General features: G+C 69.6%; 26 protein-coding genes. 15 read left to right on the top strand and 11 right to left on the bottom strand.

The features are described from left to right. Window positions 1–75: 75 nt before the first annotated feature. The 6 genes from G5C60_RS30750 (at window position 76) to G5C60_RS30725 (ending at window position 5,581) form a co-directional block, all read left to right on the top strand. Entirely contained in the window at window positions 76–1,011 is a 936-nt protein-coding gene (locus tag G5C60_RS30750) for a coiled-coil domain-containing protein (protein ID WP_165264268.1), read from the top strand. 129 nt (window positions 1,012–1,140) lie between these two features. Further along, window positions 1,141–1,359: a multidrug efflux MFS transporter gene (locus G5C60_RS30745; RefSeq protein ID WP_165264267.1), complete on the top strand. Its 219-nt coding sequence runs from the start codon at window positions 1,141–1,143 to the stop codon at window positions 1,357–1,359. A 196-nt stretch (window positions 1,360–1,555) separates the two neighbouring features. Continuing rightward, entirely contained in the window at window positions 1,556–2,524 is a 969-nt protein-coding gene (locus tag G5C60_RS30740) for an ABC transporter ATP-binding protein (protein ID WP_165264266.1), read from the top strand. Window positions 2,525–2,527: 3 nt separating this feature from the next. Next, window positions 2,528–3,298 carry an ABC transporter permease gene (locus tag G5C60_RS30735; RefSeq protein WP_165264265.1) on the top strand — a complete coding sequence of 257 codons (771 nt, stop codon included), beginning with the start codon at window positions 2,528–2,530 and terminating at the stop codon, window positions 3,296–3,298. 217 nt (window positions 3,299–3,515) lie between these two features. Continuing rightward, entirely contained in the window at window positions 3,516–4,703 is a 1,188-nt protein-coding gene (locus G5C60_RS30730; protein WP_165264264.1) for an ABC transporter ATP-binding protein, read from the top strand. After that, a complete protein-coding gene (locus tag G5C60_RS30725) occupies window positions 4,700–5,581 on the top strand; it encodes an ABC transporter permease subunit (protein WP_165264263.1) in 882 nt (293 codons plus the stop codon). The genes G5C60_RS30730 and G5C60_RS30725 overlap by 4 nt, the downstream gene beginning before the upstream one ends. Window positions 5,582–5,599: 18 nt before the next feature. Here the strand turns inward: G5C60_RS30725 and G5C60_RS30720 are convergent, their stop codons facing one another. Next, window positions 5,600–5,929, bottom strand: a complete 330-nt coding sequence (locus G5C60_RS30720; RefSeq protein ID WP_165264262.1) for an ATP/GTP-binding protein — start codon at window positions 5,927–5,929, stop codon at window positions 5,600–5,602. A 217-nt stretch (window positions 5,930–6,146) separates the two neighbouring features. On the opposite strand from G5C60_RS30720, the gene G5C60_RS30715 reads away from it, so the two are divergent. Further along, on the top strand, window positions 6,147–7,175 hold the full coding sequence (locus G5C60_RS30715; protein ID WP_165264261.1) for an LLM class flavin-dependent oxidoreductase: 1,029 nt from the start codon (window positions 6,147–6,149) through the stop codon (window positions 7,173–7,175). A 180-nt stretch (window positions 7,176–7,355) separates the two neighbouring features. On the opposite strand, the gene G5C60_RS30710 is transcribed toward G5C60_RS30715, so the two are convergent. Beyond that, window positions 7,356–7,748 (bottom strand): SCO5389 family protein, encoded by a 393-nt coding sequence (locus G5C60_RS30710; RefSeq protein ID WP_165264260.1) that lies wholly within the window; start codon window positions 7,746–7,748, stop codon window positions 7,356–7,358. 275 nt (window positions 7,749–8,023) lie between these two features. On the opposite strand from G5C60_RS30710, the gene nucS reads away from it, so the two are divergent. Continuing rightward, on the top strand, window positions 8,024–8,704 hold the full coding sequence (nucS, locus tag G5C60_RS30705) for an endonuclease NucS (RefSeq protein ID WP_165264259.1): 681 nt from the start codon (window positions 8,024–8,026) through the stop codon (window positions 8,702–8,704). Between the two features lie 106 nt (window positions 8,705–8,810). Here the strand turns inward: nucS and G5C60_RS30700 are convergent, their stop codons facing one another. The 4 genes from G5C60_RS30700 to G5C60_RS30685 all read right to left on the bottom strand — a co-directional run bounded on the left by G5C60_RS30700 (window position 8,811) and on the right by G5C60_RS30685 (window position 13,770). Beyond that, window positions 8,811–11,387, bottom strand: coding sequence for an ATP-binding protein (locus G5C60_RS30700; RefSeq protein WP_165264258.1), 2,577 nt, complete (start codon window positions 11,385–11,387; stop codon window positions 8,811–8,813). Window positions 11,388–11,641: 254 nt separating this feature from the next. Next, the gene (locus tag G5C60_RS30695) at window positions 11,642–11,965 is read right to left on the bottom strand and encodes an STAS domain-containing protein (protein ID WP_165264257.1); all 324 of its coding nucleotides are present in this window, start codon (window positions 11,963–11,965) and stop codon (window positions 11,642–11,644) included. Between the two features lie 179 nt (window positions 11,966–12,144). Then, window positions 12,145–12,993 (bottom strand): 3-hydroxybutyryl-CoA dehydrogenase, encoded by an 849-nt coding sequence (locus tag G5C60_RS30690; RefSeq protein WP_165264256.1) that lies wholly within the window; start codon window positions 12,991–12,993, stop codon window positions 12,145–12,147. Between the two features lie 135 nt (window positions 12,994–13,128). Further along, entirely contained in the window at window positions 13,129–13,770 is a 642-nt protein-coding gene (locus G5C60_RS30685; protein WP_165264255.1) for a TetR/AcrR family transcriptional regulator, read from the bottom strand. Between the two features lie 81 nt (window positions 13,771–13,851). On the opposite strand from G5C60_RS30685, the gene G5C60_RS30680 reads away from it, so the two are divergent. The 3 genes from G5C60_RS30680 to G5C60_RS30670 are packed head-to-tail and all read left to right on the top strand — an operon-like array spanning window position 13,852 to window position 15,977. Continuing rightward, the gene (locus G5C60_RS30680; protein ID WP_165264254.1) at window positions 13,852–14,634 is read left to right on the top strand and encodes an ABC transporter ATP-binding protein; all 783 of its coding nucleotides are present in this window, start codon (window positions 13,852–13,854) and stop codon (window positions 14,632–14,634) included. Window positions 14,635–14,641: 7 nt separating this feature from the next. Then, a complete protein-coding gene (locus G5C60_RS30675; RefSeq protein WP_165264253.1) occupies window positions 14,642–15,391 on the top strand; it encodes an ABC transporter permease in 750 nt (249 codons plus the stop codon). A gap of 13 nt (window positions 15,392–15,404) precedes the next feature. After that, a complete protein-coding gene (locus G5C60_RS30670; protein ID WP_165264252.1) occupies window positions 15,405–15,977 on the top strand; it encodes a cob(I)yrinic acid a,c-diamide adenosyltransferase in 573 nt (190 codons plus the stop codon). Here G5C60_RS30670 and G5C60_RS30665 read toward each other — a convergent pair. After that, window positions 15,903–16,544 carry a hypothetical protein gene (locus G5C60_RS30665; protein WP_165264251.1) on the bottom strand — a complete coding sequence of 214 codons (642 nt, stop codon included), beginning with the start codon at window positions 16,542–16,544 and terminating at the stop codon, window positions 15,903–15,905. The two genes, G5C60_RS30670 and G5C60_RS30665, sit on opposite strands and share 75 nt — an antisense overlap. A gap of 385 nt (window positions 16,545–16,929) precedes the next feature. Continuing rightward, entirely contained in the window at window positions 16,930–17,322 is a 393-nt protein-coding gene (locus G5C60_RS30660; protein ID WP_241267192.1) for an ester cyclase, read from the bottom strand. A gap of 126 nt (window positions 17,323–17,448) precedes the next feature. Here G5C60_RS30660 and G5C60_RS30655 point away from each other — a divergent pair, with 126 nt between their 5' ends. Further along, a complete protein-coding gene (locus G5C60_RS30655; RefSeq protein WP_165264249.1) occupies window positions 17,449–18,027 on the top strand; it encodes a PadR family transcriptional regulator in 579 nt (192 codons plus the stop codon). Between the two features lie 20 nt (window positions 18,028–18,047). After that, window positions 18,048–19,031: an NADPH:quinone reductase gene (locus G5C60_RS30650; RefSeq protein ID WP_165264248.1), complete on the top strand. Its 984-nt coding sequence runs from the start codon at window positions 18,048–18,050 to the stop codon at window positions 19,029–19,031. A 38-nt stretch (window positions 19,032–19,069) separates the two neighbouring features. Here G5C60_RS30650 and G5C60_RS30645 read toward each other — a convergent pair whose 3' ends face one another. The 3 genes from G5C60_RS30645 to tnpA form a co-directional block, all read right to left on the bottom strand. Next, complete coding sequence (locus G5C60_RS30645) at window positions 19,070–20,227, bottom strand: hypothetical protein (RefSeq protein WP_165264247.1); 1,158 nt, start codon at window positions 20,225–20,227, stop codon at window positions 19,070–19,072. A 686-nt stretch (window positions 20,228–20,913) separates the two neighbouring features. Next, entirely contained in the window at window positions 20,914–22,122 is a 1,209-nt protein-coding gene (locus tag G5C60_RS30640) for an RNA-guided endonuclease TnpB family protein (protein ID WP_165264246.1), read from the bottom strand. Window positions 22,123–22,124: 2 nt separating this feature from the next. Then, the gene (gene tnpA / locus G5C60_RS30635; RefSeq protein ID WP_165264274.1) at window positions 22,125–22,541 is read right to left on the bottom strand and encodes an IS200/IS605 family transposase; all 417 of its coding nucleotides are present in this window, start codon (window positions 22,539–22,541) and stop codon (window positions 22,125–22,127) included. Window positions 22,542–22,655: 114 nt separating this feature from the next. On the opposite strand from tnpA, the gene G5C60_RS30630 reads away from it, so the two are divergent. Both G5C60_RS30630 and G5C60_RS30625 read left to right on the top strand, forming a co-directional pair. After that, window positions 22,656–23,921 carry a histidine kinase gene (locus G5C60_RS30630; RefSeq protein ID WP_165264273.1) on the top strand — a complete coding sequence of 422 codons (1,266 nt, stop codon included), beginning with the start codon at window positions 22,656–22,658 and terminating at the stop codon, window positions 23,919–23,921. After that, window positions 23,918–24,559, top strand: a complete 642-nt coding sequence (locus G5C60_RS30625; RefSeq protein WP_165264245.1) for a response regulator — start codon at window positions 23,918–23,920, stop codon at window positions 24,557–24,559. Before G5C60_RS30630 ends, G5C60_RS30625 begins: the two co-directional genes overlap by 4 nt. Window positions 24,560–24,789: the final 230 nt, after the last annotated feature.

Raw genomic sequence — 24,789 nt, 5'->3', positions numbered from 1 at the left:
TTCTGCTCGATGACGCGCCGTCTTGACCCCTAGGATTCCCCTATCACCTCACCGGTCTCATTCGACAGGAACCCCATGAGCGACACTTCCCCCTACGGCTTCGAGCTTGTGCGGCGTGGGTACGACCGCGCTCAGGTGGACGAACGCATCTCGAAGCTCGTCTCCGACCGTGACAGCGCTCTGGCCCGTATCACCGCCCTGGAAAAGCGCATCGAGGAACTCCACCTCGAGACGCAGAACGCCCAGGCCCAGGTGAACGACGCCGAGCCGTCGTACGCGGGTCTCGGCGCGCGCGTCGAGAAGATCCTCCGCCTCGCCGAGGAGGAGGCGAAGGATCTGCGCGAGGAGGCCCGTCGCGCGGCCGAGCAGCACCGCGAGCTCGCCGAATCCGCCGCCCAGCAGGTGCGCAACGACGCGGAGTCGTTCGCTGCCGACCGCAAGGCCAAGGCAGAGGACGAGGGCGTCCGGATCGTCGAGAAGGCCAAGAGCGACGCATCCTCCCTGCGTGCCGAGGCTCAGAAGGACGCGGCGTCCAAGCGTGAGGAGGCGGACGCCCTCTTCGAGGAGACCCGCGCCAAGGCCGCGCAGGCCGCCGCCGACTTCGAGACGAACCTCGCCAAGCGCCGCGAGCAGTCCGAGCGCGACCTGGCGTCGCGTCAGGCCAAGGCGGAGAAGCGTCTCGCGGAGATCGAGCACCGCGCGGAGCAGCTGCGCCTGGAGGCGGAGAAGCTGCGTACGGACGCCGAGCGCCGTGCTCGCCAGACGGTCGAGACGGCCCAGCGCCAGGCCGAGGACATCGTGGCCGACGCGAACGCCAAGGCGGACCGGATCCGTTCGGAATCCGAGCGCGAGCTGGCGGCTCTCACGAACCGCCGCGACTCGATCAACGCTCAGCTGACGAACGTCCGCGAGATGCTCGCGACGCTCACGGGCGCGGCGGTCGCAGCCGCGGGTACGCCGGAGCAGGACGAGCCGATCTCCCGGGGCGTCCCGGCTCAGCAGTCGCGGTAAGTGTGTGAAGCAGTACGGCTGAAGAAGTAGTACGGCCGAAGAAGTACGGCCGAGGCCCGCACCCCCTGCACAGATTCTCTGCACAGGGGGTGCGGGCCTTCGTCGTGCCCTCGGCGCTGACCTTGGCTCGTGGTGAGCGGCCTGCTGCTGACCACCCTCGGCACTCTCCCGTTCGCTACGGGCACCCACAGCGACCTGCTTCTCGCCCTCGCCCTCGTCGTGCGCGGCTTCGGCATGAGCGCGGCCAACCTGGCCCTGCTGGTCGGCGCCTTCCAGGGCCTCGCCCCCGAACACGTCCCGCACGCCGGCACCACGACCCGGATCGTGCAGCAGCTGGGGGCTCCTTAGGAACGGCTGTCCTCGCCGTACTCCTCCAGCGCGGCGGAGGCGCACCCCCTCGGCCTTCGACCACACCTTCCTGTGGACGGCCCTCTGCGCGCTCCTCGCGGCCGGCGTCGGTCTCCTGCTGCCCGCCCGCCGAGGGCCCGGGAAACCGGCGCCCGCTCAAGTGGCACCCCGCGAACGCCCGTCTTAGCGTTGCCGCATGATCGAGCTCGAAGGGCTGACCAAGCGGTACGGCGAGAAACTGGCGGTGAACCGGCTGACGTTCACCGTGCGGCCCGGCGTCGTCACCGGGTTTCTGGGGCCGAACGGGGCCGGGAAGTCCACGACGATGCGGATGATGCTCGGGCTCGACCGGCCGACCGCCGGGGACGTGCGGATCGACGGGCGGCACTACGACAGCCTCAGGGACCCGCTGAAGTACATCGGCGCCCTGCTGGAGGCGAAGGGCGTGCACGGCGGCCGCAGCGCCTTCAACCACCTGCTGTGGCTCGCGCAGAGCAACGGGATCCCGAAGAGCCGGGTGCAGGAGGTCCTCGACACGGTGGGTCTCACGGCGGTGGCCCGCAAGAAGGCGAAGGGGTTCTCGCTCGGCATGGGGCAGCGCCTCGGTATCGCGGGCGCGCTGCTCGGCGATCCGCGGATCCTGATGTTCGACGAGCCGGTCAACGGCCTCGACCCCGAGGGCATCCACTGGATCCGGAACCTCATGAAATCCCTTGCCGCACAGGGCCGTACGGTCTTCGTCTCGTCCCACCTGATGAGCGAGATGGCGCTGACCGCCGACCACCTCGTGGTCATCGGCCAGGGCCGGCTGCTCGCCGACACCTCCATGGCCGACTTCATCCAGCGGAACTCACGCTCGTACGTACGCATCCGCACCCCGCAGCCGGAGCGGCTGCTCGACGTGCTGTACGAGGCGGGGATCACCGCCGTCCCGACGGATGGCGGGACGCTCGAAGTGGACGGCGGCAAAGCGGAGCACATCGGGGAGCTGGCCGCGCAGCACCAGATCGTGCTGCATGAGCTGAGCCCTCAACAGGCCTCCCTGGAGGAGGCGTTCATGCGGCTGACGGCCGAGTCGGTGGAGTACCACGCACACGCCGGCACACCTCACGTCACCGCGCCGCCGCCGGGCCGGGCCTGGGGCAGCGACTGGAAGAAGGGCTGAGCCATGGCCGCGACCCAGGTCGTCCAGTCTGAGTGGACCAAGATCCGGTCCGTGGCGTCCACAGTGTGGACGCTGAGTCTCGCCGCGGTCGTCACGGTCGCGCTCGGCATGCTCATCTCGGCCCTGTCCAGGGACGAGTGGGACACCATGAGCGCCCAGGACCGGCTCTCCTTCGACCCGACCTTCATCAGCTTCGCCGGCATGAGCCTGGGCCAGCTGGCGATGATCGTGTTCGGTGTGCTGGTCGTCTCGAACGAGTACAGCACCGGCATGATCCGCACCTCGCTCGCGGCCGTCCCGCAGCGCGGCGCCTTCCTGTTCAGCAAGATCGCCGTGGCGGCCGCGCTCGCCTTCGTCGTCGGCCTCGCCACCAGCTTCGTCGCCTTCTTCCTCGGGCAGGCCATGCTCGACGAGCACAGCGCGTCGATCGGCGACGAGGGGGTGCTGCGCGCGGTCATCGGCGGCGGCCTCTACATGACGCTCATCGCCGTGTTCTCGATGGGCGTCGCGACGATGCTGCGCAGCCCGATGCTGTCGCTCGGCATCCTGATGCCGCTCTTCTTCCTGATCTCCAGCATCCTGGCCAACGTCTCGGCGACGGAGAAGATCGGCCAGTTCCTGCCGGACCAGGCCGGCAACACGATCATGCGGGTGGTCACCCCGGTCGACGACGACACTCCGTACGGGCCCTGGGGTGGCCTGGGGATCATGGTGCTGTGGGTCGTCGTGGCACTCGTGGGAGCGTACGCCGTGATCAAGAAACGTGATGCGTGAGCGCTCCGCTGGACGGGTTGTGATAGACCTGCGGGCCGGTGGGGGCTGGTCGCGCAGTTCCCCGCGCCCCTATCGGGGCCTGCGGCCCCTCAGGAAGGCGCCCGCGGGGCCGTGGGTTTTGCTCAGTCTTGATGGGAACCGTCAGCTCCCCGTTATCCTCCTAACCCTTACGGGGGCGTGCGCCCCGACGTCCTGAACCTTTCGATGGGTGCGGAGAATGATCGAGGCAGTCGGCCTGACGAAGCGCTACGGCGCCAAGACGGCCGTGTACAACCTTTCCTTCCAGGTGAGGCCAGGTGCCGTCACCGGCTTCCTCGGGCCCAACGGCTCGGGCAAGTCGACGACGATGCGGATGATCCTCGGCCTGGACAACCCCACCTCGGGGCAGGTGACGATCGGCGGCTACCCGTACCGGAGGCTGCCCAACGCCCCCCGTCAGGTCGGCGCGCTGCTCGACGCGAAGGCCGTGCACGGTGGCCGGCACGCCCGCAACCACCTGCTGTGTCTCGCGCAGCTGTCGGGCATCCCGGCCCGCCGCGTGGACGAGGTGCTCGGCGTCGTGGGCCTTCAGGACGTGGCGAAGAGGCGCTCCAAGGGCTTCTCCCTCGGCATGGGCCAGCGCCTCGGCATCGCGGCCGCGCTGCTCGGCGACCCGCAGGTGCTGCTCTTCGACGAACCGGTCAACGGCCTCGACCCCGAGGGCATCCTGTGGGTGCGCAACCTCATGAAGGCCCTCGCGGCGGAGGGCCGTACGGTCTTCGTGTCGTCGCACCTGATGAGCGAGATGGCGGTCACCGCCGACCACCTCATCGTGATCGGGCGGGGTCAGCTGCTCGCCGACATGAACATCAAGGAGTTCATCTCCGCCAACTCCGCGGACTTCGCGCGCGTACGGACGCCCGACACCGAGCCGCAGCAGCGCGAGAAGCTGACGTCCGCGCTGACCGAGGCGGGCGGCCAGGTGCTGCCCGAGCAGGACGGCGCGCTGCGCGTCATGGGCCTGCCGCTGCCCCGCATCAGCGACCTCGCGCACGAGGCCGACGTACGCCTGTGGGAGCTGTCGCCGCACCAGGCCTCCCTGGAGGAGGCGTACATGCGGATGACGCAGAGCGCCGTCGACTACCGCTCGACCACCGACCAGCGCGCCGGCTTCCAGCAGGAGCTGCCGCCGGGCGCCATGCCGCCCGTGCAGATGCCGGTGCCGGGACAGGGCCAGCCGGGCTGGTACGCCCCGCCGCCGCCTCAGCAGGGCGGGCAGCCGTTCGCGATGCCGCAGGGACAGCCCGCGGGCCCGTACGGGGCACCGGCCGCGCCCGGCGGGCCCGGCGAGCCCAACCCGTACGCCCAGGCCGCCCCCGCGCAGCACGCCGCTCCTGACATGACCAAGCCCGAGGACGCCCGATGAGTACGCCACAGCCCTCCATGCAGCAGATGCAGCAGATGCAGCAGCAGGCCCCGCCCAACTGGCAGCCGGCGCCCGGCCCTTCGTACACTTCGCCCATCCCGATCGTGCGCACCCACCTCGGGAACGCGCTGGCCTCCGAGTGGACGAAGATCAAGTCGGTCCGCTCGACGATGTGGACGCTGGGCGTCTTTCTGCTCCTCATGATCGGGTTCGGCCTGCTCTTCGCCCTGATCGCCGCGTCCACGGACATGAACCTGGAGGGCGAGTCGCCCCTGACCCTGGGTCTGTTCGGGCCGATGCTCGGCAGCGTGTGCATCATCACGCTCGGCGTGCTGACCACCGCCTCCGAGTACGGCACGGGGATGATCCGGACGACGATGACCGCGTGCCCGAGCCGCGGCCGGGTGCTGGTGGCGAAGTCGATCGTGTTCTTCGCGCTCACGTTCACGGTCACCCTGGTGGCCACGGCCGTCGTCGGCTTCACGCAGGTGGCCATCCTGGAGGGCCAGGGCGGGAGCGACCCGACCGGTGAGGACTGGCTCCGCGTCACGGTCGGCGTCAGCCTCTACGTCGCGCTGGTCGGCCTGCTCTCGCTGCTCATCGGCTCGCTCATCCGGCACTCGGCGGGCGCGATCACCATCATGATCGGCCTCTTCCTCGCCCCGCTGGTCATCGCGATGTTCATGTTCTCGGAGTCCCTGAAGGACGTGCAGCAGTTCCTGCTCGAGTACTCGATCCCGAGCCAGCTGAGCGTGTTCTACGGCTCGGAACTCAGCTCCTCGGGCCCGTCCGGCTGGGACCCGCTGTGGATCATGCTGGGCGTGACGGCCGTCACGTTCGTCGGCGCATACCTCCTGCTGGACAAGCGCGACGTGTGAGCAAGCGGCCCAAGGGCCTCAGAAACGCGGCGCGTTGCGGGACCGCTGCACCCGGGTGGTGCGGCGGTCCCTCGCGTTCCAGCACGCCTTGTGCCAGTGGCGGCGGTCGTCCACGCCCGAGTGCTCGGGCCAGGCCACCACGTGCGGGATCGCGGAGGGGATCAGCTGTTCGCAGCCCGGGCATCGGTAGGTCTTGCCCTCGGCGCTCGCGCCCGCCACATGGCGCACGCTCCACTCCTCGCCCTGCCAGTTCTCCGTGGTCTGCCAGCCGCCGTAGCGCTCGGACCGGTCGCTCTGGTCCGGGGACGCGCTGGAGGCGCCCCTGGGACGATTGCGGCGCGGGGACACAGGACACCTCACGGGCTTTACAGGGAGCACGGGCCGGGTCCAGCCTACGCGGCGCTGACACGGGTAGACGTACCTCACCAACCCCCACAGGCTCCGGCGTGACCGGAACATTCTGCAGACAATCCGCCAATCTCCCCGCCACACCGTGTCGTTGGCACGTGTCGGACGGTTATGCGGGGTGGGGAGCCGCGTCGGCGCCAAGGAGGACAGGAGTGCGATGCGCATAGGAAGTTTTGTACTGGCGGCCCAGTTCCCGGGACAGGGCCAGGGGGAGGCTCTGCACCGTGCGGTGCGGTCGGCGGAGGTCGCCGAGGAGGCGGGGCTCGACGCGGTATGGCTGGCCGAGCACCACTTCGTGCCGTACGGGACCTGCCCGTCGGCCGTCACACTCGCCGCGTTACTGCTCGGCCGCACCCGCCGTATCCAGGTCGGCACAGCGGTCAGCGTGCTGCCCACCGCGCACCCCGTGACGCTCGGCGAGCAGGCGGCGCTGCTGCATGTGACCTCCGGCGGACGCTTCACGCTCGGGGTGGGGCGCGGTGGCCCATGGGTCGATCTCGAGGTCTTCGGGGCGGGCCTGGAGGCGTACGAGAAGGGGTTCCCGGAATCACTCGATCTGCTGGTGCGCTGGCTGCGCGAACCCTCCGTCGCGAGCGCGGGCGAGCGCTTCGCGTTCCGTGAAGTCCCCGTCGTACCAAGGCCGTCGGAGTCCCTGACGGGCGTCGAGGGGCCCGAGGTCGTCGTCGCCTGCACCTCACCGGCGAGCGTACGGCTGGCTGCCGAGCGCGGCCTGTCGATGCTGCTCGGGATGCATGTCGGGGACGAGGAGAAGGCGGAGATGGTCGCGCTGTGGCGTACGCATGCCCGGGCCGCGGGGCGCTCGCCCGAGGAGATCGCGGGCGCGGCCCATGTCTCGGCCGGCATCGCGCAGATCGCGGACCGGCGCACCGACGCGGCCGAGACGCTCCTCAAGGCGATGCCGGGCTGGCTGAAGCAGGGGCTCGACGCCCACATCACGGTGGACGGCCGCGCCCGTGCGATGCGGGACCCGCTGGCGTACACCGAACTGCTCTGCGGCCTCCACCCGGTGGGCACACCGCAGCTCTGCGCCGACCGCCTGGCGGCGACCTCGGAACGCACGGGCATCACCCGCTTCGCTCTCCTGGTGGAGGGCTCGGGCGACCTGGCGGCGACAGAGGAGAACGTACGGAGGCTGGGGGCCGAGGTGTTGCCACGGCTCCTGTGACGGGGGCTGGTGCTGCGTGACGGGGCTGGTGCTGGGACAAGCGGAGCCGGCGCTCAATACGCCCGCGTCGAGCTGGGACAAGCGGAGCCGGTGCTCAACGCGCCCGCGTCGCGGGAAGCTTGCCGCCCCGTGCAAATGCACCTCCCGCGTACAGGGCGGCAAGCCTGCGGCATCGCTGCGTCAGCAGTCCCGGAACTCCGGTGACTGGTTCAGCAGTTGGCTGCGCACCGAGGTGAAGCGGGCCAGCGAGTCGTCCACCGACTCGTCCAGCGGGAACACCGCCACCCGGTGGCAGTTCTGGAAGGCCAGCCGCACTCCGAAGTGCCGCTGCAGCGCGCCGCGTATCGCGTCACTCGCGAGCGCACGCAGCAGCTGGCCACGTGCCTGCTCGTCCGGCGGCGGCGTCTGGTTGTCGGCGAACTTGCCGCCGTCCACCTTCAGTTGGGCCACCAGGGAGCTGATCATCTCCCATGCGTAGGGCAGGGAGGTCCGGACGCAGTCGACAAATTCCGCTTCGTCGACCTCGCCTCGCTCGGCCTGTTCGAGTAGGGCCGGTGAGACGTCCAGCGACATGGGTTCTCCTCTCGCACCCCCTCCCGACAGAGGGGGTTGACGGACAGGGAAGGAGACCGCGACAGCGGACACGCTGCGTACTCGCACCACGACCTCCCGTTTATACGGTAGGCAACTGTCCTTGATCGCACCAGAACATGTGGAACACAGCAAGGCACCAATGCGCGCACAACCGGCCACTTTCTAACAGCATGTGCCGTAGGCAATGCGCACGGTAAGGCGTGGCCCAAGGGCGAATCGCGGAGACGGCCGCCCGTCGAGTAGCGTTGCCGACCATGCGTCTCGTCATTGCCCGCTGCTCCGTCGACTACGCCGGCCGGCTCACCGCCCATCTCCCCTCGGCACCCCGTCTCATCCTGGTGAAGGCGGACGGCAGCGTCTCGATCCATGCGGACGACCGGGCCTACAAGCCCCTCAACTGGATGTCTCCGCCCTGCACGTTGAAGGAGGGTGCAGGCGCCGATGACGGCACAGCGGGCGTCTGGACCGTCATCAACAAGGCCGGCGAGAAGCTCATCATCACGATGGAGGAGGTCCTTCACGACTCCTCGCACGAACTCGGCGTGGACCCGGGCCTGATCAAGGATGGCGTGGAAGCACACCTTCAGGAGCTGCTCGCCGACCGCATCGAGACCCTCGGCGAGGGCTACTCACTGATCCGCCGCGAGTACATGACGGCCATCGGCCCGGTCGACATCCTGTGCCGGGACGCCGAGGGGCAGACCGTCGCCGTGGAGATCAAGCGGCGCGGCGAGATCGACGGCGTGGAGCAACTCACGCGCTATCTGGAGCTGTTGAACCGCGACCCGCATCTGGCGCCGGTACGCGGCATCTTCGCGGCCCAGGAGATCAAGCCGCAGGCCCGCGTCCTCGCGACCGACCGCGGCATCGGCTGCACGGTGCTCGACTACGACGCGCTGCGCGGCATCGAGGACGACAAGCTCAGGTTGTTCTGAGCGTCGGCTGTCGTTGTTCCGACGGCTGCGACGAGAGGGGGCCGGGTCCATGGCCATGGACCCGGCCCTCTCTCGTGACGTAGGCCTGTCGTGTCGTACGCGGCTGTCAGATCAACGCCGACGTACCGGTCGTCCCCGACCCGCTCGGCGGCTCATCCGGACCGCTCGCGGAGCTGCTGCTCTCGGCCGGGCTGGAAACCGGTGTGCTGGGCGCCGGACCGCTGGCCGAGGTCGAGTTCTCCGGTGGCGGCGACGGAGATACCGTCGGCGACTCGGAGGTCGGCGGCTGTGAGGTCGTCGGCGGCCTGGACGTGGTCGGCGGCGGAGTGGTCGGCGGCCTAGAGGTCGTCGGCGGCTTGGACGTGGACGGCGGTTTGGTGGGCGACTGCGTCGGTGACTTGGTCGGATCGCTCGGGTCCTTCGACCCGCTCGGGTCGTCCGACGGCTCGCCGCTGGCCGACGGCGTCGGATCGTCCGAAGTCCCGACGACTCCGTCCTCGCCCGGGTCCGTCGGACGGCTCGTGGAGTCCGAGTCGCCGACGCTGTCCTTCCTCGGCTCCTCCGCGCCGAGCCCGCCGCCGTTCTCGCCCGCGCTCGCGGACGGATTGACGCCGACCTTCTCCGACGGGGTGTTGTCGTCGCCGTTCGAAGTCGCACCGAGCGTCACCACGGTGCCGAGCACGGCGGCGAGGAGGGCGCCCGCGGCCGCGGCCACCAGATTGCGCCGGGTGCCGTGCACCAGCCGCTTCACGCCACTGGTCTTGTGCGACGCCGGGGCCCCGCTGCGGTTCGTGACCAACGTCGGGATCTGGGACGGCTGAGGCGGCGGGACCGCCGCAAACGCGGCCGGTACGCCACCCGGGGGCGACGCCGACTCCTCGTACCGCGCGTCGGGCACCTCTTCGCCCGAGGTCGACCCCAGTCCGGCCGAGGGTGTGGCACCGGTGCGGTCGTCGACCAGGGCGAGGGCGCGGCGGCCCGCGACCGTACCGCGCTTGTCGGCGAGCGCGCCGCGCAGCCCGATGGAAGCCTCCAACTCGGCGCGGGCCCGGTCGAACTGTCCGCCGCAGATTGCGAGGACGCCCAGCTCATGATGGAAGTAGGCCTGTTCGGAGACCTCACCGGCGAGCCGGGACGCCTCCGTGCCGGCGCGCAGCGTGCGTTCCCAGGCGCCCCAGTGCAGCCCCCCGGCGAACGCGGGCGCGACCGCCCGGGCCAGGCGTACGGCGGCGCTCTCGTCCTCCTCGTCGGCCGGCGGCGCGGTGATCGGCACGAGCGCGGTGAGCGCCGCGAGCACGGCGTCCGCCTCGGCGGCGACCCGTTCCGGCGTGACCGACGGATGCCCGGCCCACCAGGCGTAGTGCTGGGCCGCGATGCGCGCCCGTTCCTCGGCGTGGGAAGCGAACCCGGCGGCCTCCAGCTGGGTCTGCACATCGGCCGCGAGCCGGTAGTGCGAGCCGACCGGTGTGACGAGCCCGCAGCCGACGAGCTCCGCCAGTGCGGCGTCCGCGTGGGTGTCCCCGACCAGCGCGGGCAGATGCGCCTGGTGCGGCACCTCGCCGTCCAGCGCGACCGCGAACCGCAGCGTGTCGCGCGCCGAATCACTGAGCCGGGACGCGAGCAGCGCGGCGGGCGCGGCCCCCTCGGCGAGCGACGGCAGCGGTACGTCCTGGAGGTCATCGGCGTCGAAGGGCGCGTCCACGGGCGCGTCCTCGTAGTAGCCGTACTCGTCGAAGGCGTTCGGATCGGCGCGCAGCTGGTCGCGCTGCCGCAGCAGTGCGCCGGCCTGCACGAAGCGCAGCGGCAGTCCCTCGGACTCGAACCAGAGGTCGCCCGCCCAGGCCGCCTCGTCCTCCGTCAGCACGCGGCCGACGGCCCGCTCGAGGAGTTCGAGCCCGCCGCCGCGGCCGAGGCCGCCGAGGAAGACCTCTTCGAGGAGCGAGTCGGCGGACGGTGCGGCGACCTCGGGGGTCGCGGAGATCAGGAAGGCACACTCGGGTGTCGCGTCGAGCAGCTCGTCGAGCGCGCTGCCGCCGAACTCGATGTCGTCGAGGACGACGACCGCGCCGATCTCCCGGACGAGAGTGAGCAGTTCGTCCAGCTCCGGCCGGTACAGGGGCGCGCTGTAGACGGCCGCGAAGAGGTCGTGCAGCAGATCGCTCGGCGTCCGGCGGTGGCCGCTGAGGCGGATGACGCCGTCGGGCGCGAGATCCGCACAGTCGTCGGCGACGGCGTCCAGGAGCACGGTACGGCCCGACCCCGAGGGCCCGGTGAGCCGTACGGAGCGCCCCCGCGCAAGCAGGCGTGCGAGCCGCTCACGCTCCTCCTGCCGCTCCAGCAGCGGCAGCCTGGGCAGCAAGGGCCCCGGAGGTACGGGCGGCCGCGTGGCGGGAGCCAGCTCGGCCCGCTCGGCGGGTGTGAACTTCACGGGCCTGGCCGGCCGCTCGCCCGGCGGGCAGAGCTCTATCTCGCTGCCGTCGACAGGGTTGACGGTGAGCAGGAAGTCGCCCGACACGAGCTGGACGGTGCGGGCCAGTGCCGGCGTGTGCTGGGCGCTTCCCGGCCCGAGAGCCTGCGTCAGCGGATCGCGCGGCGGGCGCTGGCGAGGCGTCCGGACGTCGTCGTCATGACCGTGCTCGTCATGACCGTGCTCTTCGGGTCCCCGGTTGTTCGTCGTGTCCATAGGTCCAAGCCCCCCAAAAGCGTCGTGTGCCGAGCCCCCCGGCCTGCTGCACACTGCGCTGTCGCTTCTGGTCCGGTGCCCACTCAGGGTTTTACAGAGTGGCAGGCAGCCGAACCTTAAACCTTTGCACAGTATCTATGAACAGACGGAGTACAGCGACGTCCGAGACGTCACAGCTTCGTGAGGATTGTGCGCGCTGCACATTTCATCCAGAACGCGGCGGTCCGGTCCTCCGGGAGGCGACGGTCCGGCTCTCACACCCGGGGCAGCGACTCGACTCCGATGCCGCCCTCGATCGCCAGGATCCGGTGCAGCCGGGTCGCCACCAACAAGCGCTGCATCTGCGGCGGAACGCCGCGCAGCACAAGCCTCCGGCCACACCGCCCAGCCCGCCGGTGGGCCCCCATGATGACACCGAGCCCGGTGGCGTCCCAGGAGTCCAGCTCTGACAGGTCGAGCACCAGGTCGCCGGCTCCGTCGTCGACGGCCGAGTGCAGGACCGTACGGGCGTCCGCCGCGCTGACGACGTCGAGGCGGCCCCCGACGACCAGCTCGGCGTGGTCGCCCCTGATGTGCATATGCGCTCCCCGAGAGTGCGTTTCGTGCTCAGCGTCTTTGTGCGTCTTTCGTGTCCTGTGTTTGTGTCAGGACTGACTGCCCCACCGGGGCAGAAGTTGCCGTCTGTAAGCGAACCGATACCGAAATCACTCCGAAGGGTGATCACGATAGTGGTCGACAGAAAATCATCAGATGTAAATCAGTGGGCGTAAAAGCCTTGCCCGCTCTTGCGCCCGATGTCACCGGCGTCAACCATCCGGCGCATCAGTTCCGGCGGGGCGAATTTCTCGTCCTGGGTCTCCGTGTAGATGTTGCTCGTCGCGTGCAGCAGGATGTCGACGCCCGTCAGATCGGCGGTGGCGAGCGGCCCCATGGCGTGGCCGAAGCCCAGCTTGCAGGCGAGGTCGATGTCCTCGGCGGTGGCCACGCCGGACTCGTACAGCTTGGCCGCCTCGACGACGAGCGCCGAGATGAGCCGGGTGGTGACGAAGCCGGCGACGTCCCTGTTGACGACGATGCAGGTCTTGCCGACGGACTCGGCGAACTCCCGTGCGGCGGCGAGCGTTTCGTCGCTCGTCTTGTAGCCGCGCACCAGCTCGCACAGCTGCATCATCGGGACCGGCGAGAAGAAGTGGACGCCGACGACCCGCTCCGGGCGCTCGGTGGCCGCCGCGATCTTGGTGATCGGGATGGCGGAGGTGTTGGACGCGAGTACGGTCTCGTCCTTCACCAGCTTGTCGAGCGTACGGAAGATCTCGTGCTTGACGTCCAGCTTCTCGAAGACGGCCTCGACGACGATGTCGGCGTCGGCGACCGCGTCCAGGTCCGTGGTCGTGGAGATCCGGGCCAGGGCGGCCTCCGCCTCGGCGGAGTCCAGCTTCCCCTTGCTCACGAACTTCTCGTACGAGGCCTTGATGCCGTCCGTACCACGGGTCAGCGCCTCATCGGTGACATCCCGTAGGACGACGTCCCAGCCGGCCTGTGCGGAGACCTGGGCAATACCGGAACCCATGAGCCCGGCTCCGATGACGGCAAGCTTCCGTGCCACAGTCCGACTCCCCTAACCCGCTTAACACGCTGCTTATATGTGCCTCTCCGGCGGACCTTAGCGCTCGTGAGGGGCTGTGTGACCGGTAAGTAATGCGCGTCACGTCTCAGATGACGGACATCACACCGGCATGGGTCATTCCGCCGTCCGCACGGCGTAGTTGAGGACCTTCTCGCTCAAAAGGTCCTCCATGTCGTCGAGAAGGGCGAGGGCTTCGCGGGACACTTCGGCGGGCTTGCCTCCGGCGAGCATCGCACGCTCGATCACGGCCATGAGGGTGGACTGCACCCAGTTGAGCTGACCGGCGACCAAGGTGGGCATGGGGTCGTTCTCCTCGGCCCCCGCCTCCTCGCGCAGCGTCGCCTCAAGTCGGTCGAGCGTCTCCTGCTGGATGTACCAGAGGCGGGCCTTGAGCGCGGACGCGCCGTGGATGACCTTCGCGAAGCGGTCGTAGCCCTCCATCAGTCCGACCCTGGGGGACACCGCTTCGACCTCCGCGCGCAGTTCCCGCAGGACGGCGGCGCCCGCCGACTCGCCCACGTCCCGGCCCCGGACGTATCGCGAGAGCGCGCCGACGACCCCCTCGGCACGGTCCAGGAACAGGTCTTCCTTGCTGGGGAAGTAGTTGTAGACGGTGTTGACCGAGACGTCCGAGGCCTCCGCGATCTCCGCGATCGTCACCGCGTCGAAGCCGCGCTCCAGGAACAGACCGGTCGCCACATCGGAGATGTACTGCCTGGTCTGGCGCTTCTTCCGCTCTCTGAGCCCTTCTGCCATGCCCTCATCCTAGCCGTCGTTGGAGACTCTGAAAGTTTGGTGTCGTTGCAAAATTTCAATGACTCTGTTCTTCTTGGAGACATGGCAATCATCAGTACGGCCGGCCTGGCCCGGACCTTCCAGACGAAGCAGGGCCCGGTAGAGGCGGTCCGGGGCATCGACCTCACCGTCCAGCCGGGCGAGATCCTCGGCTTCCTCGGCCCGAACGGCGCCGGCAAGACGACCACCCTCCGCATGCTCACCACGCTGCTCGCCCCGACCGGCGGCGCCGCCACCGTCGCGGGCTGCGACCTGGCCACCGACCCGGCCGGCGTGCGCAGGGCCTGCGGCTATGTCGCGCAGTCCGGCGGCGTCGACCCGACCGTGACCGTGCGGGAGGAGCTGGTCACCCAAGGACGGCTCTACCGCCTGACCAAGGCTCAAGCGACGGACCGCGCTCAGGAATTGGCATACGACTTGGGCCTGGCCGATCTGCTCGACCGCAAGATCGCGACCCTCTCCGGCGGCCAGCGGCGCCGTCTCGACATCGCGATGGCGCTCACGCACCGCCCCGCTGTGCTTTTCCTCGACGAGCCGACCACCGGGCTCGACCCGGCCAGCCGGGCCGACCTGTGGGACCTCGTACGACGCCTGCGCGACGAGTACGGCACCACCGTCTTCCTCACCACGCACTACCTCGACGAGGCGGACGCGCTCTCCGACCGGCTCGTCGTCGTCGACAAGGGCGTCGTGGTGGCCGAGGGCACGCCGCGCGCGCTCAAGCTCCGGTACGGCGGCTCGGCCGACGCCACCCTCCAGGACGCCTTCCTCGCCATCACCGGCCGCGGTCCCGTACGGGCCGACTCCACCCCCGTAGCCGTATAGGAACCCCATGCTTGTGCACGACACCGCGCTGATCTTCGGGCGCTACGCCCGCCAGACCCTGCGCTCCAAGCTCGCGATGATTTTCGGCGTCCTGATGCCGCTGCTGTACCTGGTCTTCTTCGGTCCGCTGCTCACCGACCTGCCGCTGGACAGCCGCGGCAGCTCCTGGCAGGTGCTCGTCCCCGGACTGCTGCTCCAACTCGCCCTGTTCGGCGCCGCGTTCGCGGGCTTCTCGATCCTCGTCGAGAAGAACCACGGGATCGTCGAGCGGATGCGCGTCACCCCCGTCAGCCGCCTCGCGCTGCTGCTCGGCCGGGTGCTGCGGGACGCCGCCGTCTTCGTCCTCCAGTCGGTACTGCTGGTCCTGGTGGCCCTGATGATGGGCCTGCGCGCCCCGCTCGCCGGCGTCCTGATCGGCTTCGCGTTCGTCGCGCTGCTGACCATCTCGCTGGCCGCCCTGTCGTACACGCTGGCCATGAAGGTCCGTTCCCCGCAGGAGTTCGGCCCGACGATCAACACCGTCACCCTGCCGTCGATGCTCCTGTCCGGCCTCATGCTGCCGATGGCGCTCGGGCCCGGCTGGCTGGACGTGCTGTCCCACTTCATGCCGTTCCGCTATCTGGTGGACGCGATGCGGGACGCGTACGTCGGCTCGTACGCGACCTCCTCCATGCTGTACGGCGTGATCGTGGCCGTCGGCTTCGCGGCGCTCGCAGTGACAGTGGGCACACGAGTGTTCCGGAAGGCCGGAGCGTAACTACGCTGGTCACATGGTCAATCTGACGCGCATCTACACCAGGACCGGCGACCAGGGCACCACCGCCCTCGGCGACATGAGCCGGGTCGCCAAGACCGATCTGCGGATCGCGGCGTACGCCGACGCCAACGAGGCGAACGCGGTCATCGGCACGGCGATCGCCCTCGGCGGGCTCGACGAGGAGGTCGTCAAGGTCCTCACCCGCGTGCAGAACGACCTGTTCGACGTGGGCGCGGACCTGTCGACGCCGGTCGTCGAGAACCCGGAGTTCCCGCCCCTCAGGGTCGAGCAGTTCTACATCGACAAGCTGGAGGCGGACTGCGACCGGTTCAACGAGCGGTTGGAGAAGCTCCGCTCGTTCATCCTGCCCGGCGGCACGCCCGGTGCGGCACTGCTGCACCAGGCGTGCACGGTCGTGCGGCGGGCGGAGCGGTCGACGTGGGCGGCGCTGGAGGCCCACGGGGAGGTGATGAACCCGCTCACGGCGACCTATCTGAACCGGCTGTCGGACCTACTGTTCATCCTTGCGCGGACGGCCAACAAGGAGGTCGGGGACGTGCTCTGGGTCCCGGGTGGGGAGCGCTGACTTCGCCTCGTACGAATCCTTCTCCCCATGGCCGTACGGGGCCTTCTTCGGGAACAGCGTGTAGCTGAGCGCGATGACGACGTTGATGCCGATCACGAACAGCATCCTCGACTGCCAGGCGCGCAGCGAGTCGGTCTCGCCGCCTGAGCCGACGTACCAGATCGCGGCCTGAAGCAGCGCCATCGCGACGACGGCCGCGGTGATCCAGCGGCCCGCGACCCGCCACTCGTGGCGTGCGCGGGCCATCCCGTACTTGGGCGGCTTCACCGGCGGCGGACCACCCGCGAAGCGGTGGGCGACATGGGCGTCGGCCCACCTGATCGTGGAATGGCCCAGGCCCACGGTGAAGCCGATGTAGACGGCGGCGAGACCGTGCTTCCAGTCGGGCTCCGCGCCGTTCTTGAGGTCGATGGCGGTGACTACGAACAGCACGACTTCGAGGAGTGGCTCGCACAGCAGCAGGGCGAGGCCGGTCCGCGGCATCTTGAGCAGATAGCGCGCGCCCAGGCCCGCTGCCAGCAGCACCCAGAAGGCGACTTCACAGGCGACGATGAGTGTGACGATCACGGCTTGCTCCTCTCGGTCACCCTTCAAGGCTCCCGGCGGCAGCGGCCCGGATCGTCGTCGCCAGTGACGAAACGGCACTGCATCCTTCGATGTAGCCGCCACTGGTGGACTGTCGGTATTCGAGGGTTGCAGTATTCGACGTAGAGCGAGCAGTTCCGTACCCGGCTCGGTCACGTCAGCGGTGACAAGGTGTAAAGGCTTTCGCCGCAACGGGGGCTGTCTGCGCGAAGTCGCCGGAGCAAGAAGAAGACGGGCCTCTTGCGGTGAACCCGCGCCGGCCGCCCGCGCTCCGGTGCGGGCCTTCGCCCTCTGCCACCGCGCCGTACGGCCCCCTCCCGGCAGCGGCAATCCCGCGCGGCAGAAGGCTCACCCGGCGCTATGAGGTTCACGGCGTCGGTAGGGCACCGATCTGCTGCATCACCCCGAGGAGATCGGGCTGGCCCCGTTCGCCGACGATCCGGCCGTCGGCCAGGTAGTAGAAGTTCATGGCCTGCACCGAGATCTTGTTGCCGCTCGCCGGGATCCCGAAGAATTCACCGTCGTGGGTTCCCCGCATGGTGAACCGCGCGGCCACGGTGTCGCCTTCGGTGACCGTCTCCTCCATCGTCCACTGGACGTCGGGGAAGGCGCTGCGCATCATCCCGAGGACTTCCATGTACCCATCGGGCCCCCGCAGTGGTTCCGGGTGGCTTGGCGCGTGGAACACCGCGTCCGGAGAAATGACCTCGCGGGCGAGATCCTCGTTGCCCGTGTTGATGAACTCGACGAAGCGGTTCATCACTGACTCGGTGGACTGCGATGGCATCTTGCTGTGCCTCTCCGGAGACGTTTGGGCGGGTACCTGCGAGCGTAACATCGAATCGATGTTCACATCGATTCGATGTTCGCGTGCGAAGATGGACTCATGCTGGAACTCGCGATACTCGGCTTCCTCGCCGAGGGACCCCTGCCTGGACACGAGCTGCGCCGCCGCATCTCACAGCTGACCGGCTATACGCGGCCGGTCAGTGACGGCAGCCTGTATCCGGCGATCAATCGTCTGACCAGGGCGGGCTTGATCGAGCGGCGCGCCGACCCGGCCGCGGGGGCGGCCCGGTACGTGCTCAGCCTGACCGCGGCCGGACGGGCCGAAATGCTTCAGCGCCTGCGCAAGCCCGCCGACCACGAGATCACCGACTTCACCCGGTTCTACGTCGTCCTGGCCTTCCTCTCCCACCTGCCCGACGTGGCCGAACAGCACGCGGTGCTGCGCAGACGGCTGGAGTTCCTGGAAGAACCGGCGAGCTTCTTCTACGACAACGAGCGGCCCCTGCGTGCCGAGGAGATCGCCGACCCCTACCGGCGGGGCATGCTGCTCACCGCCCGCGCCACCAGCCGCGCCGAACGGACCTGGCTGCGCGAGGCCCTCGGGGAGAAGGCGCCCGCATTCGACACCGCATGCACCGACAGCGATCCGCATGCGCCCGCCGCTCCCGCGAGCTGACTGTCCACGGAGGTACCCCCATGCTTGCTTCCTGGTACGACGACCAGGGACCCGCCGCCGATGTCCTGCACGTCGGTGAACTCCCTGATCCTGTCCCCGGCCCCGGTGAGGTGCGCGTCCGTGTCACCGTCTCGGGCGTCAACCCCGGCGACACCAAGAAGCGGCGCGGCTGGCTCGGCTCGTCCATGCCCTTCCCGCGGGTGATCCCGCACAGCGACGCCACCGGAGTCATCGACGTCGTGGGCGCCGGAGTCGACGCCCGCCGCGTGGGACAACGGGTCTGGGTGTACGGCGCCCAGTCCTACCGCCCCTTCGGCACCGCCGCCCAGTACACCGTCGTACCCGAGCACCAGGCCGCACCCCTGCCCGACCACCTCAGTGACGAGCTGGGAGCGAGCCTCGGCATCCCCGGTATCACCGCCCACCGCACCGTCTTCGCCGACGGCCCGGTCGACGGCCAACTGGTCTTGGTCCACGGAGTTCTCGGCGGCGTCGGCTCCCTGGCCGCCCAGCTCGCCCACTGGGCCGGCGCGACTGTGATCGCGACCGTCCGCCGAACCGCGGACCTCAGCCGCGTCGACGCGGCCGTCGCCTCCCACGCCGTCGCCCTGGATACCGGCGAGCCCGCCGCGGCCATCCGCTCGTACGCGCCGCGGGGCGTCGACCGGATCATCGAGGTCGCGCTGTCCGACAACGCCGGTCTCGACAACGCCGTCGCCGCCAACAACGCCGTCATCGCCGCCTACGCGACCCGCTCGGACCGCACTGAGATCCCTTTCTGGCCGCTGCTGTTCAACAACGTCACCCTGCGGCTGCTCGGCAGCGACGACTTCCCCGCCGAGGCCAAGCGCCAGGCCGCCCGCGACCTCACCTCCGCAGCCGCCGTCGGCGCCCTCACCGTCGCCGTCGGCGACCGTCACCCGCTGGACCACATCGCCAAGGCCCACGACCACGTCGACGCCGGCGGTGGCCACGGCCGCATCCTGCTCACCATCCCCCAATAGCGCAGACTCGGAACACCGCCCTGCTCAACTGCCTAGCCCTACGGGTCGGCCCGTCGCGCTGCCAAGTAATCGGACCAGTTCCCGCCGGCGAGGGTGGCCCAGCGTTCGGCTGTCTTGGGGTGGATGCCGAGCAGGTCGGCGATGACCATGGGCGGCAGGTCTACCAGGGCGTCCATCATGGCGGTGTTCCGTGCAGCGCGGGCGGGCAGACCGTGGTGTCTCAAGGTGTCGGCGAGGCCAAGGGGGTTGCGCGGGCGTCCAGGGCTGTGACCGGGCAAGAGGTATCTGCACCCCGCGGTGTTGCTGTGCCGGGGGCTGTGCTGCAGCTGATCGTCGATGAGGCGGGCGAGCTTGGGCGGGAGCACGAAGGGGTGGTGGCTGACCGTCAGGTCGGTATGCCCCTGGTCGCGGCGAATGTGGTCGTCGGTGAGTTCGACGATGCGGGTCAGGGGGAGGGCGTAGAGGCGGACGAGAGCAGCCGCGACGCGGACCTCCAGGGGCAACGCCGTGTCGTTGAAGCAGCGCAGCAGCTCTTTTCGGTGCTCCTCCTCTGCCTGGAAGTGGCCCGGGAGTTGGGCGGCTGAGTGCTCGATGACCAGATCGGGCGGGCAGAGACGTCGTGCAGTGCTCCAGCGGAGGAAGGGGATGGAACGGGAGCGCAGGCTTGGCCGCTCGATCGCCCAGGTGTCCAGATGCCGCTGCTGGAGCTGGGAGAGACTCAGGTGCTGGGTGCCGAGCCAGTTCAGGAAGTTGATGGCGGCGAGGACGTTGCCGCAGTCACCCTTGTGTGCGGCGTAGGTGTAACGGCCGCGGGATGAGCGTCGGCGGGCGTCGCGGATGATGTGCCACTCGGCGAACGGACGGATGAGGTTGGCGTGCCGCGCTGGCAGTTCGGCCACGGTCCGTGCGACCCAGTTGGTGAGGAGGGCGAGATTTTCATCGCGTGGCGGCAGGATGCCGGCGGTGACGAGCAGCCCACGCACGTAGGCGGTGGCAGCCCGCTGCGGCAGCGTGTCGAGGGATTTGTGGTTCAGCGCTTCGGGATCGAGTGCCAAGCGGCCCAGCAGATGGGCGGCAGGGCTTCGGCGCAGCCACTGCAGGACGCGGTGGGGGTTGTCCGCTCCGGTCAGTACCGCGGCGAGGGGTTGGAGTGGCTGGGCCACGCTTGCGCCGTCCGCGGAGAGCAGATCGGTCACGCGGGCGGCCAGGGTGCAGCGGGGGCAGCGGCGGCCGGAGTAGAGGTCCGCCGGCTCATCGCAGGCCGAACACCGCTCGACCGGTTACGTACGATGGCCCTTTGTCGGGGAACGAGCACGCCTTGCACAGGAGGGTTCCCTCGGCCGTCTGACCGATCAGGATGCGCTGTCGGTTGCACGAGGCGCACGGTGCAGGGTCGACAGGGCTGTTCTGTAGCAGGAGTTGCACACCGGCCCTCGCGGCCAGAAGACCTTGATCTTCGCGACGTGCCCGCACAGGGCACATGCGCACTCTTCGCGAGGGCGGCACGTGTCGCAGTGGAAACGGGCCCAAGCCACCGTTGATGCCGGTCGCAGGTGTCCGGCCTGGAGCCGTCGGCCCGGGTGCTGATGGAAGCGATCTGCCCGCAGACACCGCACAGGCGGGGAGGGCTGGAGTAGCAGCCGCCGCAGACCGGCCCGTCGGGGGTCCGTGCGTTGACTGGGCGTACCCGCGCCCGCACAGGCAGCACGTCTGAAGATTCTTCGGAGCACAGGTATGGCAGAGGCTGGTGCCGTCGGGCATACGCCGGTACGAGGTCATCATCCGGACCGTCCCCCAGGATCAGGCGCCGGGCGTGGCGTCCGTGTTGGATGGATTCGTGACTCCACCCACGCGTGGCCGCGCGGGCTTCCTGTGTCGCTGGCTAGGCAGCGTCACAGAGGGCCAGCCCGGCCCTGTTGAGGACGTTCAGCGCGCCGACGTGGTCCGCGTTGGCCGCGAACCCGCATGTGGCGCACTGGAACTTCGCTTGGGTGAGGCGGTTCTCCTTCGCCACGTGCCCGCAGGACGGGCAGGTGCGGGAGGTGTTGCGGGGGTCCACCGCGACGACGGTCCGACCGGCGCTTTCAGCCTTGCCTGCGAGGATCGCGAGGAACACCCCCCAACCCGCGTCGAGAATCGATCGGTTGAGCCCGGCCTTCGCCGCCCGCTGGTTCGGCAGGAACACACCGGGCTGTTCGGGGTCCGGCTTGAGTGCGGGCACCTTGGTCATGCCCGCGGTGTTCAGCTTCTCGTGCGCGATCACGTCGTGGTCGCGCACCAGGGCGAGCGCGGTCTTGTGCGCGTGGTCCAGGCGCTGGCGCCGGATCCTGGCGTGGATCTTGGCGACCTTCCGGGCGGCGGCCCGGTGCGCCGTGGTGCGCTGCTTGGTGCGTTTGGGGAACGTTGCCAGGTGTCGCTGTGCTTCGGTGAGTTCTTCGGCGGCCGCTTGGAGGAAGCGGGGGTTGGCGATGTGCTCGCCGGTGGAGGTGGTCAAAAAGTGGGCGACGCCCAGGTCGATGCCTACAGCCTCACCGGTGGTCGGCAGCGGCTCGGCGGGCACCTCGTCGCAGGACAGGACCACGTACCAGCGGCGGCCCTCCCGCTTGATCGCGACCGTTTTCACCCGGCCCCTGACCGGCCGGTGCTGGTGTACGCGGATGTGTCCGACGCCGTGCAAGCGGAGGCGGGTTTGCGGGTCGTGCGGTGTGGAGTCCCAACGGCAGCCGTCGCCGTCCTTGGGGAAGACGACGGTGTCGAAGTGGCCGACGCCCTTGAAGCGCGGGTATCCGGGTGTCTGGCCGTGCTTGACGCGGCGGAAGAACGCCTGGAAGGCCTTGTCCAGGCGGCGCAGGATGGCCTGCTGGGAGGAGAACGACCAGCGGCCCTGGCGCTCCGGGTCGACGGTGCGGATCTCCTTGAGCTGGGTGGACTGGGCGCCGTAGGTGATGCTGGTCTTCGAGCCGTGTCGCCAGGCGTCCCGGCGCTCCTGGAGGGCGCCGTTGTAGAGCGAGCAGTGGTCGGCGAGCATCGCGCGCAGTGCCTGCTCCTGGCGGGTCGTGGGGCGCAGGAGGAACTTGTACGCGCGGATCACGCCTACTCCCCCTTCTGCCCAGGGCGTTCCCGCTGGGTCTCCACGTACTCCTGCACCGTCGCGGCCGAGACCGCGCCCACGGAGGCGGCGAAGTATGACGACGACCACAAGGTCGGCAGCCTCGACTTCAGGTGCGGGAATTCCGCCCGCAGTAGGCGGGAGGTGAAGGCCTTGAATTGGTTGACCACGTACGACGCCGACGATTTGGGGTCGTGCTTGACGAACAGGTGCACGCGGTCCGGCATCACCTCAAGGGCGATGATCTCCCACCCGCGCTCCGCGGCCTTCTGCTCGATCAGCTCACGCAGCCGGACCGCGACCGGGCCGCCGAGGACCGGACGGCGGTACTTCGGGCACCACACCACGTGCAGCCCGAGGTCGTACACGCCGCCGGAGAACCGGCGAACCTTCCTGCTCACAGTCACGCGATCATTATACACATGCGACAAGTCTAATGGACCGTTACGCCTTAACCTGGACCAAACAGTGCAGCTCCGTGCAGAGAGTCGAGGTGAGAGCCCTTGAGGGAACCGATTGGCCCCTCGGCTGAAGCCGAGAGTCCCCTCGCTAGATCCCCTACGGCCGTACGACTCCCCCGCCCCCACCGCGACGACGTGCGGATCGCGGTGGCCGGGCTGCTCGGAGGGCTCCTGCTCTGGACCCTCGGCCTCTTCCCCCGTCCGCCGGGCGACAACGGGCTCGTCCTGTGGTCACCGGAGTGGGCGGCTCTGCTGCCGCTCGCCGTGACGGCCGCCTGCGAGCTGCTGCGCCGGACCATGCCGCGTACGGGCTTGCTCATCGGGGTCCTCATGCTGACCGCCGACACGATCACGCGGGGCAACGTGGTCACCGTCGTGCTGTTCACCGACCTCGTCTACGCGGCCGTCCTGTACGGCACCCCCGCCTCCGCCCGCCGCATCCCCTGGATCACCGGCCTGCTCACGGTGCTCGGGGCGGTGGTGCCCCTTGCGATCTGGCGGAGGCCGGAGGCCGTACTGATCGGCGTGGGCGTCGGCGTGGTGGCGCTCGCCCCCGCCGCCACCGGATGGCTCGTCCGCAACCACCGCGACGCCGCCGAAGCCGCCCGTCTGCGCGCCGAACAGACCGCCCTGCTCGCCGAGATGGACCGCACCCAGGCCGTCACCGCCGAACGTGCCCGGATGGCGAGGGAGTTGCACGACATGGTGGCCAACCACCTGTCCGCGATCGCCATCCACTCCACGGCCGCGCTCTCGCTCGACGACGCGGACACCACGAAGGACGCCCTCGCCGTCATCCGCGAGAACAGTGTCGAGGGGCTCGCCGAGATGCGGCGGCTGATCGGCATCCTCCGGGACGACAGCGGGGAGCGGAAGCCGGCCGCGGCCCCGACCCTCGAAGGGCTCGGCGCGCTCGTCGACACCGCCCGCGCCAACGGCCTCGACGTCACGCTCGAAGCCGCTCACGAGAAGCTGCCGGCACCGGTCGAGCTCGCCGCCTACCGGATCGTCCAGGAGTCCCTGACCAACGCCCTCAAGCACGCCTCCCCCGGCCGGGTCACCGTGACGCTCGCCCAGCGGGACGGCACCCTGAGCGTGCGGGTGACCAGCCCGTACGGCGGCCGCGACGGCCCGCGCGCCCCCGGCTCGGGCGCCGGTCTTGTCGGCATGCGGGAGCGGGCCGCGCTGCTGGACGGCACCTTCGAATCCGGGCCCGATACCTCGCCCGAATCTCGCGACGGCAAGATCTGGACCGTACACGCCACCCTGCCCACCAACCTGCCGACCACCCCGTCGACCCCTCCGGGAGGAAACGAATGATCCGCGTGCTCGTCGCCGAGGACCAGTCCGCCGTACGCGCCGGGCTCGTCCTCATCCTGCGCAGCGCGCCCGACATCGAAGTGGTCGGCGAGGCCGCGGACGGCGAGCAGGCGGTGGCCCTGGCACGGGAGTTGAGGCCCGATCTCGTCCTGATGGACGTGCAGATGCCCCGTCTCGACGGCGTCTCGGCCACCCGTCAGGTGGTCGGCGAGGGTCTGGCCGACGTGCTCGTGCTGACCACCTTCGACCTCGACGAGTACGTCTTCGGGGCGCTGCGCGCGGGCGCCTCCGGCTTTCTGCTGAAGAACACCGAGGCGCGCGACCTGCTGGCCGCGGTCCGCACGGTCGCGCGCGGCGAGGGCCTGATCGCGCCCGCGGTCACTCGGCGGCTGATCGCCGAGTTCGCCGCGAAGCCCGTACGGGATCCCGGAACCGATCCGGCGGTCCTGGAATCCCTCACCCGCCGTGAACGCGAGGTGCTGTCCTGCCTCGGCGACGGGCTGTCCAACGCCGAGATCGCCGGACGCCTGAATATGGCCGAGGCCACGGTGAAGACCCATGTCAGCCGTCTCCTGGGGAAACTGGAGCTGCGCAGCCGGGTGCAAGCGGCGGTGCTCGCGCAGGAGTTGGGCGTGTAACAAGTAAGCGCGTCAATACCCTCACTGGTCTGGACCTATTGACCTATGGTCCAGACCTTTCTATTGTCCAGCGCACCCCCCTCACACTGCCCTCACCTCCCCCGAGGAGACACTGGATGCGCTTCGGCCTCAGAGTCAGACACAGAGCCCTGGCAGGCTTCGCCACCCTGCTGCTCCCGCTCGCCGCCCTGGTCGGCCTCGCCGGCCCCGCCCAGCCGGCCACCCCCACC

Origin of the sequence: Streptomyces scabichelini (assembly GCF_011045015.1) — a bacterium.
Classification (GTDB): Bacteria; Actinomycetota; Actinomycetes; order Streptomycetales; family Streptomycetaceae; genus Streptomyces; species Streptomyces scabichelini.
The sequence above is the reverse complement of the archived record's forward strand: the minus strand, read 5'-3'. Positions and strand labels throughout refer to the sequence as shown.

Excerpts from the sequence above, each read along its gene's own strand:
- G5C60_RS30750 (WP_165264268.1), top strand. The coding sequence starts at position 76 with ATGAGCGACACTTCCCCCTACGGCTTCGAGCTTGTGCGGCGTGGGTAC.
- G5C60_RS30740 (WP_165264266.1), top strand. The coding sequence starts at position 1,556 with ATGATCGAGCTCGAAGGGCTGACCAAGCGGTACGGCGAGAAACTGGCG.
- G5C60_RS30735 (WP_165264265.1), top strand. The coding sequence starts at position 2,528 with ATGGCCGCGACCCAGGTCGTCCAGTCTGAGTGGACCAAGATCCGGTCC.
- G5C60_RS30730 (WP_165264264.1), top strand. The coding sequence starts at position 3,516 with ATGATCGAGGCAGTCGGCCTGACGAAGCGCTACGGCGCCAAGACGGCC.
- G5C60_RS30725 (WP_165264263.1), top strand. The coding sequence starts at position 4,700 with ATGAGTACGCCACAGCCCTCCATGCAGCAGATGCAGCAGATGCAGCAG.
- G5C60_RS30715 (WP_165264261.1), top strand. The coding sequence starts at position 6,147 with ATGCGCATAGGAAGTTTTGTACTGGCGGCCCAGTTCCCGGGACAGGGC.
- G5C60_RS30710 (WP_165264260.1), bottom strand. The coding sequence starts at position 7,748 with ATGTCGCTGGACGTCTCACCGGCCCTACTCGAACAGGCCGAGCGAGGC.
- nucS (WP_165264259.1), top strand. The coding sequence starts at position 8,024 with ATGCGTCTCGTCATTGCCCGCTGCTCCGTCGACTACGCCGGCCGGCTC.
- G5C60_RS30700 (WP_165264258.1), bottom strand. The coding sequence starts at position 11,387 with ATGGACACGACGAACAACCGGGGACCCGAAGAGCACGGTCATGACGAG.
- G5C60_RS30695 (WP_165264257.1), bottom strand. The coding sequence starts at position 11,965 with ATGCACATCAGGGGCGACCACGCCGAGCTGGTCGTCGGGGGCCGCCTC.
- G5C60_RS30685 (WP_165264255.1), bottom strand. The coding sequence starts at position 13,770 with ATGGCAGAAGGGCTCAGAGAGCGGAAGAAGCGCCAGACCAGGCAGTAC.
- G5C60_RS30680 (WP_165264254.1), top strand. The coding sequence starts at position 13,852 with ATGGCAATCATCAGTACGGCCGGCCTGGCCCGGACCTTCCAGACGAAG.
- G5C60_RS30675 (WP_165264253.1), top strand. The coding sequence starts at position 14,642 with ATGCTTGTGCACGACACCGCGCTGATCTTCGGGCGCTACGCCCGCCAG.
- G5C60_RS30670 (WP_165264252.1), top strand. The coding sequence starts at position 15,405 with ATGGTCAATCTGACGCGCATCTACACCAGGACCGGCGACCAGGGCACC.
- G5C60_RS30660 (WP_241267192.1), bottom strand. The coding sequence starts at position 17,322 with ATGAACCGCTTCGTCGAGTTCATCAACACGGGCAACGAGGATCTCGCC.
- G5C60_RS30655 (WP_165264249.1), top strand. The coding sequence starts at position 17,449 with ATGCTGGAACTCGCGATACTCGGCTTCCTCGCCGAGGGACCCCTGCCT.
- G5C60_RS30650 (WP_165264248.1), top strand. The coding sequence starts at position 18,048 with ATGCTTGCTTCCTGGTACGACGACCAGGGACCCGCCGCCGATGTCCTG.
- G5C60_RS30625 (WP_165264245.1), top strand. The coding sequence starts at position 23,918 with ATGATCCGCGTGCTCGTCGCCGAGGACCAGTCCGCCGTACGCGCCGGG.